The organism is Kitasatospora sp. NPDC091257 (assembly GCF_044757675.1).
Classification (GTDB): Bacteria; Actinomycetota; Actinomycetes; order Streptomycetales; family Streptomycetaceae; genus Kitasatospora; species Kitasatospora lactacystinica.
In genome coordinates this window covers 1-4168 of the sequence record NZ_JBIVVI010000837.1, presented here as the reverse complement: position 1 = coordinate 4168, position 4168 = coordinate 1, and the positions used below count along the sequence as shown (strand labels likewise).

General features: G+C 74.1%; 6 protein-coding genes and 1 pseudogene. 5 read left to right on the top strand and 2 right to left on the bottom strand.

Features of this window, described 5'->3' with window-relative positions:
- The first annotated feature begins 135 nt into the window (after window positions 1–135).
- The gene (locus tag ACIQOV_RS30560; protein ID WP_401053844.1) at window positions 136–375 is read left to right on the top strand and encodes a hypothetical protein; all 240 of its coding nucleotides are present in this window, start codon (window positions 136–138) and stop codon (window positions 373–375) included.
- Between the two features lie 79 nt (window positions 376–454).
- Here ACIQOV_RS30560 and ACIQOV_RS30555 read toward each other — a convergent pair whose 3' ends face one another.
- Window positions 455–940, bottom strand: coding sequence for a cysteine/serine endopeptidase inhibitor (locus ACIQOV_RS30555; protein ID WP_380353832.1), 486 nt, complete (start codon window positions 938–940; stop codon window positions 455–457).
- A 274-nt stretch (window positions 941–1214) separates the two neighbouring features.
- Between ACIQOV_RS30555 and ACIQOV_RS30550 the strand changes: the two genes are divergently transcribed.
- From ACIQOV_RS30550 to ACIQOV_RS30535, 4 genes and pseudogenes are all read left to right on the top strand, one after another.
- Window positions 1215–1406, top strand: a complete 192-nt coding sequence (locus ACIQOV_RS30550) for a hypothetical protein (protein ID WP_359904821.1) — start codon at window positions 1215–1217, stop codon at window positions 1404–1406.
- Window positions 1407–1579: 173 nt separating this feature from the next.
- A pseudogene (locus ACIQOV_RS30545) lies at window positions 1580–1795 on the top strand (hypothetical protein); the annotation flags it as partial.
- A 107-nt stretch (window positions 1796–1902) separates the two neighbouring features.
- The gene (locus ACIQOV_RS30540; protein WP_401053843.1) at window positions 1903–2556 is read left to right on the top strand and encodes a 4'-phosphopantetheinyl transferase; all 654 of its coding nucleotides are present in this window, start codon (window positions 1903–1905) and stop codon (window positions 2554–2556) included.
- A 126-nt stretch (window positions 2557–2682) separates the two neighbouring features.
- Window positions 2683–3066 carry a barstar family protein gene (locus ACIQOV_RS30535; RefSeq protein WP_401053842.1) on the top strand — a complete coding sequence of 128 codons (384 nt, stop codon included), beginning with the start codon at window positions 2683–2685 and terminating at the stop codon, window positions 3064–3066.
- Between the two features lie 65 nt (window positions 3067–3131).
- Here the strand turns inward: ACIQOV_RS30535 and ACIQOV_RS30530 are convergent, their stop codons facing one another.
- Entirely contained in the window at window positions 3132–3854 is a 723-nt protein-coding gene (locus ACIQOV_RS30530) for a polysaccharide deacetylase family protein (protein ID WP_401053840.1), read from the bottom strand.
- Window positions 3855–4168: the final 314 nt, after the last annotated feature.

Sequence of the window (4168 nt, the reverse complement as noted above, 5' to 3'; positions counted from 1 at the left end):
CCTCCCGTCCGACGCCGGGAGGAACACCCGAACGGCCGTGATCCCGAACGGCCGGTACCTCCCTGGCCCCGTCGCCGTCACGGCCCCGGCGTCGGTGGTCCGACACAGTCCGACCACGGGAGTCCAGGAATGAACGTGTCCACACGAGTCGGCTCGATCCTCGGGGCCGACGCCGCGGCACCGGCCCTGCTCGCCGGTCCCGCGGCCGCGAACGCGCAGCCCGCCGCGCAGCTCGACCAGGCCTCCACGATCACCAGCTCCAGCCCCGAGGCCGCCGGCCAGTGCCTGGACATCTACAACTGGGGGCGCGGCCCGGTGGTCCAGCTCTGGGACTGCGGGAGCCAGGCCAATCAGTACTGGCGGCATAAGATTTGACGAATCGTCGACTCCTGGCGGCTCCGGTGCCCGCCCCCGTGGACCGAGCGGGGGCGGGCACCGTCGCCCGAGGGCCGGTTCAGCCGATGGTGGAGCCGGTGATCGGGGCGGAGAGCTCGACGGTCTTGCCGTTCAGGCCGGTCTTGACGAACTGCCAGCTCAGGCCGGTGATGACACCCTTGTCCAGCGGGGCCAGCTTGGCGAAGGCGGGCTGGCTGAGGTCGATGTGGGTGGAGTCGCAGGAGGGACACTGGTCCTTCACCGGGACGGTGATGGTCTTGCCCTGGTAGCTGACCTTGACCGAAATGCCCTTGCAGACCGGGTCGTTGTTGGGGTTGGCGGTGGTCCACCAGGTGTGCGAGACGGCGACCAGCATCTGGGTGGCGGCGTTGATCTGGGTGCCGCAGGCGCCGTAGCCGGCGTCGTTGTAGTAGGTGGCCTTGCCGGTCATGGGCTTGTTGATCGGTATCGCGGCGCTGGCGGAGCCCGCGGCGAGGGCGATCAGGGCGGCTGCGGCGAGCGGGGCGCCCGCGAGGATCCTGAGGTTCTTGCCGATGGCGCGCATGGTTCGTTCCCTCCGGTTGCGGTGCAGGGCATGGGCAGGCATGGGCATGACATGCGGAACTCGACACATTCGCACGACAGTTCGTCAACCGAATGTCCGCCCTTGTGGAGGAAACGTATGCGCCCGCCCGCAAGGTGGTCCAGACCTCCACGATGTCGGCATGAACACAAGGCAAGCATCTTTACCCATACGGCCGAAGGGGCGAAGATGCGTGACCGCCCCGCCACGGACGGTGTTGACAGAACGTCACCCGCGTCCCTCGGAGGCCCCTCAGATGCGCACCTCGCTCGTCGCCCTGCTCCTCGGCACCGTCCTGCTCCCGACCACCGCACCCGTCGCCGCCGGTGCGGCGCCCCGCGAGGTGAACCAGGGCTACAGCATCCCCGTCGCCGGCGTGACCGACCTCGGCGCGCTGCCCGTCCTCGGCAGCCTCGGGCTGGACTTCGCCCGCCTGCTCGGGCAGTAGCAACCCGGGAGGCGACCGCCGTCGCCGACCTCAGGTGGAAGATCCGGCTGCTCGTGGACGGCGCCCCCGCCGACGGCCCGCTCCTGGAGGCCGTTCCCGCCGACGGCCCGCTCGTGGACGGCGCCCCCGCCGACGGCGGCCGGGGTGGCGGCCGGGGCGGCGGCCGGCTCGGCCCGGTCCACCAGCTGATCGGCATGGCGCCGTTCCAGGGCATCAGCGTCGGCATCGACCGCAAGTCCCCGGTCTCCTGGCCGCTGCACGAGCGGCACCGCTCCTTCCGCTGCACCGGCGCCCTGCACTCCGTCACCTACCTGCCCGGCGGGCCCGCGCCGCACGACCCGGAGACGGTCGCCCGGGCGCTGCGCGAGGCTGCTGCCGCCTTCGAGTAGCCGGGCCGCCCGGCGATGGTCCCCGTTCCTCCACCAAGATCCCCCCACCCGGGTTACCCTCGTCCCGCGCGGCGGCCCGGCCGCGCAGCCGACCGAGGGGGGAACGGATGATCGGGGACCTGCTGCCGGACGTCGTGGTGACCGAGGTGGCCTACGACGACCCGCCGGAGGCCCGGCTGGAGCCCGAGGAGGAGCCGTCCGTCGCCCGGGCCGTCGACAAGCGGCGCCGCGAGTTCACCACCGTCCGGCACTGCGCCCGGACCGCCCTCGCCCGGCTCGGCGTCCCGTACCGGCCGCTGGTCCCGGGCCTGCGCGGCGCACCGAGCTGGCCGGACGGCGTGGTCGGCAGCCTCACCCACTGCGACGGGTTCCGCGCGGCGGCCGTCGCCCGGGCCGGCACCCTCGCCTCCGTCGGCATCGACGCCGAGCCCGCGCTGCCGCTGCCGGAGGGCGTCGAGGAGACCGTCGCGCTGCCGGTCGAGCGGCAGCGGCTCGCCAAACTGGCGGCCGAGCACCCGGGCGTCCCGTGGGACCGCATCCTGTTCAGCGCCAAGGAGTCGGTCTACAAGGCCTGGTTCCCGCTGACCCTGCTGTTCCTGGACTTCGACGAGGCCGAGCTGGACCTCTCCCCCGACGGCACCTTCACCGCCCGGCTGCTGGTCCCGGGCCCGGTGGTCGGCGGCCGCCGGATCGACGGCTTCGACGGGCGCTGGGCGGTCCGGGACGGGCTGCTCGCCACCGCGATCGCCGTCTCCCCCTGACGTCGCGCCGGGGTCGCGCCAGGAGACGCCGCGGTCGCCCGGGCGTCTCCCGGGCGGCCCCGGGCGGCCCCGGGCGGCCTCGGGCGGCCTCCTGAACCGCCGTCGGCGCGGCATATCCTCGACCCCGTGACGGTGACCTATGTGATCGACGGCAACGAGATCAAGACCCTGGACGACTTCTGGGACGTGGTCGGGCGGACCGTCGGCGAGGACGGCTACTTCGGCCGCAACCTCGACGCCTTCGCCGACTGCCTGCGCGGCGGTTACGGCACGCCCGAGGACGGCGACTGGGTCATCGAGTGGCGCCGTCACGAGGTCTCCCGCCGCAACCTCGGCTACCCGGAGACGGTCCGCCGGCTGGAGCTGCGGCTGGCCCACGCCCACCCCACCAACCGGGCGCGCATCACCGCCGAGCTGGAAGCCGCCCGGGCGGGCCGGGGGCCGACGGTCTTCGACTGGCTGGTCCGGATCATCGAGGAGGAGCACCCGGGCGGCCTGCGCCTGGTCTGAGCCGCCCACCCCGCGACGCCCGCCCCGAGGCGCGCGGCCCGCGGTGCGTACCCCGGCCCGCCCGGCTACAGCGCGTCCGAGAGCCGGACGAAGCGCCGCCCCGCCGCCAGCAGTCCCGGCAGCGCCGCCGCCACCCCGGGGGCCGTGCCGCCGCCCGGGTGGTTCAGGTGACCGATCACGATCGCGCCGGGCGGGGCGGAGGCGACCTCCTGCCGCACCTCGGCGGCCGGCAGCGTCGCCCCGCCGTCCCCGTTCACGGTGAAGCCCGCCACGCGCTGGCCCAGGTCGGCGACCACCCGGGTGGCGACGTCGTCGTAGTGCGCGGTGCCGGAGCGGAAGAACCGGGGCGGGTGCCCGAGCAGCTCCGTGAGCTTCCGGGCGTTGCCCGCCACCTCGTCGTACACCTCGCCGACGTCGCCCGTGCCGGCGATGCCGTAGGCGGAGCGGCCGGTGACCGAGAGCGGGCGGTGGACGGTGCCGTGGTTGCCGATCTCGAACAGCGGGTCGGCGGCGAGCTGCTCGAACTCGTCCGGGTTGGCGTCGATCCAGCGGGCGTTCAGGAAGAGCGTGGCCGGCACGCCGTGCGCCCGCAGGACGTCGATCAGGTCGGCGTCGTAGCCGTTGCCGCGGGGGCCGCCACAGGCGTCGAAGGTGAGCGCCGTGGCGCTCTCGCCCTCCGGCAGCTCGGTGATCACCCCGGACACCTCCAGGCCCCACTCGCTCGGGGCCAGCGCGCCGTACCGCGCGACCGTCTCGGCCCGGGTCGGCTCGTGCGGGGGCTGCTTCACGGGTTCCGATGCGGAGGTCGGCGCGGGTGTCGGCGCCGGCGTCGGATCCGGCCCGGGCGTCGACGCGGCGGCGGCCTCGGCGGGCCCGGCGGGCGGTATCGCCGAGGGCGAGCCGGTGCTCGACGTCCGGCCACCGCACCCCGCCAACGCGCCTCCGGCCACCACCATGAGCAGCGCCCGCCGGCTCACCGTCATGCCCGTCTCCCATCCGCGCGATTTCTCATATAAACCGATGACATGACTATGAACCGACCAATCGTCACTCCCCGCAACTCGCCCCCGCCCCCGCCCGGCCCCTCTTCACCGAGCCGCCC

Excerpts from the sequence above, each read along its gene's own strand:
- ACIQOV_RS30555 (WP_380353832.1), bottom strand. The coding sequence starts at position 940 with ATGCGCGCCATCGGCAAGAACCTCAGGATCCTCGCGGGCGCCCCGCTC.
- ACIQOV_RS30540 (WP_401053843.1), top strand. The coding sequence starts at position 1,903 with ATGATCGGGGACCTGCTGCCGGACGTCGTGGTGACCGAGGTGGCCTAC.
- ACIQOV_RS30550 (WP_359904821.1), top strand. The coding sequence starts at position 1,215 with ATGCGCACCTCGCTCGTCGCCCTGCTCCTCGGCACCGTCCTGCTCCCG.